This window comes from Catenovulum agarivorans DS-2, assembly GCF_000568405.1.
GTDB lineage: Bacteria > Pseudomonadota > Gammaproteobacteria > Enterobacterales > Alteromonadaceae > Catenovulum > Catenovulum agarivorans_A.
The window spans coordinates 1-2,136 of the sequence record NZ_ARZY01000082.1; the positions used below are offsets into that span (position 1 = coordinate 1).

Annotated in this window: 3 protein-coding genes; all 3 read left to right on the top strand. The window is 36.4% G+C overall.

Annotated features, from left to right (window positions below; translation table 11 throughout):
- Positions 1 to 80 precede the first annotated feature (80 nt).
- A complete protein-coding gene (locus DS2_RS19235) occupies positions 81 to 941 on the top strand; it encodes an RHS repeat-associated core domain-containing protein (protein WP_081754346.1) in 861 nt (286 codons plus the stop codon).
- A complete protein-coding gene (locus DS2_RS19240; protein WP_035016712.1) occupies positions 931 to 1,434 on the top strand; it encodes a hypothetical protein in 504 nt (167 codons plus the stop codon). The genes DS2_RS19235 and DS2_RS19240 overlap by 11 nt, the downstream gene beginning before the upstream one ends.
- A 520-nt stretch (positions 1,435 to 1,954) precedes the next feature.
- The coding region (locus tag DS2_RS20955) for a hypothetical protein (RefSeq protein ID WP_035016713.1) at positions 1,955 to 2,136 on the top strand (182 nt) is incomplete at its 3' end.

A 2,136-nucleotide genomic window follows, 5' to 3' on the forward strand; every position in this document is an offset into this window, starting at 1 on the left:
CTGCAAAAGGTAATTCGTATGTATATGACGGTCATGGTAAAAGAATTATTGAGCATACCACGGGCGGTGACTCGTTTAGCATGTATAGTATTGAAGGAAAACTATTATTTAGAGAAACAGCACAGGGTAGCCATAATTATATTTATCTTGGTGACAGGTTAGTTGCTAAAGAAGGAACTGGTGTTAAAGCGCCCTCTCAGGTAACGAGAAGCCACTATAGAGATTTTGGTCAACCAGTAGAAACACCGAAAGATGATGTAGGTTATACAGGCCATAAATTTGATGCTGATTTAGGCTTGAGTTACATGCAGGCACGATACTATGATCCAGTGATTGGGCGGTTTTATTCGAATGATCCGGTGGATGCTGTGTCTCACCTTAGCAACGAAGAGGGTATCAAGGGCTTCAATCGATATTCGTATGCTGTTAATAATCCGTATAAATATGTTGATCCGGATGGGAGGGAAATTGTGGCACTTCCTAAATATCAAAAGCAAGTTGAAGGGATGATTAACAGTCTTTCGAGTACGCAATTTAAATTTGATTCAAACAACAAGCTTCAAGCAGTTCCGAATTCGCAAAATTCCTCTGGCTCAAAATATTATGCTTCTAGAATTAGTGATGGTATAAGCAGTAAAAAAACTATAGGCATTGCAGTGGAACAAAAAATTGGGTCAGTGGATATTGATAAGCATAAAGGCGGAGGAGCTACTTTTGATGGAAATACTGGAGATCAGGTTGTAGTTGTTTCTGGCAATTCAAATACATATCAGAATGGGTTTAAAAATTCTCCTGAAGAAACTTTGGCCCATGAGCTTGTTGGTCATGCAATTCCGTCCGTTGCAGGTGGAGATTCGGGTAATGCAGTGGATAATACGAATAAGATTAGGACTGAAGTGGGTTTGCCATTAAGACCAAAGGAGCCGAATCATGTTGAATAAAAACTTAACAAACTCATTTTCTTTTTTGGTTTTCTCGTGGTTTTTTATTGTTATTAAAGCTTTTTCGGCTAATGTAGACGAAATGCATTTGTCTGAAAAAATTCACGAGTCAGACATAGTGCTAGTAGGGGTAGTTTATTCCTTAGAAAAAGTCCCTTGGAATCACCCTAGTTACCCCGAATTAATGATTAATCACGAAGTTTCTAAGGTGAAATCACAAAAAATTATCTTTGGAAATAAAAATTTGAGAGAAATACGAATAAGGACAGATTTGGCTATTGCTGAGATGAGGCTAGACTGCTGTGAAATTGGAGCATCTTATTTATTCTTCTTAAAGAGGTTTGAAGGTGACGATTACTTTTCTTTCAATGGAAGATACGGCGTATATGCTGTGGTGGACAACAAAGTTTCTAGTTGGAAGGATAAGAAAAACATAGACCTTGATCGTGTTATAGAGCAAATTGAGCTGCTCAAAGCTAAGTCAGTTAACTAAAAAATAACGGAGTATGAAACTCTAGAGTGATGTTGTTTACAAAAATAACGTCATACTTTTTACCAAGCAAAATATCGTAAGATTTGGCAAAAATATGACGTTTTTACCATACTGTTATCGAACAAATTTTTAGTATTTCCAAATTCATATCGTACAATTTACCAGTATCAATCATACAATTTCCCGAACAGAATCATACTTTTAACCAATTTCTTGTCGTATTGAATGGCGCAGAAAATTTTATAAAAATTAAATTAACCCTTCAAATGGACAGTACTGGGAATACAGCTACTATGGTATTTGGTCTAATGGCTATGGCGAATATGAGCCAGGTTATTCAGAGGAGCTTAAAAGTGTTACAACGCCAACAGGTACAGTAATAACTTACGACTATGAAATCAACGGAACAAAAAATCCAGTTTGCCAAAGCCAATTTACAAACCTAAAAAATCAGCAAATTGAAGGATATATCGGCTTCATACAGTGGGTCTTAAATGATTCTGTGGAACACTACCGGCCAATGAATAAAATAGAGTCTTCAAACAATAAATATTTAAATGAAGTAGCAAATCATTCGTCAGGAGGTGCATATTACCCTTATACCCCCCCTATTAAAAGTGCTTATATAAAACAGCGAACAGTTGCAAACGCTGGTAAAAATTACACGCAAGATTTTTATTCATCATACGATGATTTCAAGCC

What these genes read in the sequence shown, in the direction of transcription:
- DS2_RS19235 (WP_081754346.1), top strand. Translation starts at nt 81, where the DNA reads ATGTATAGTATTGAAGGAAAACTATTATTTAGAGAAACAGCACAGGGT.
- DS2_RS19240 (WP_035016712.1), top strand. Translation starts at nt 931, where the DNA reads ATGTTGAATAAAAACTTAACAAACTCATTTTCTTTTTTGGTTTTCTCG.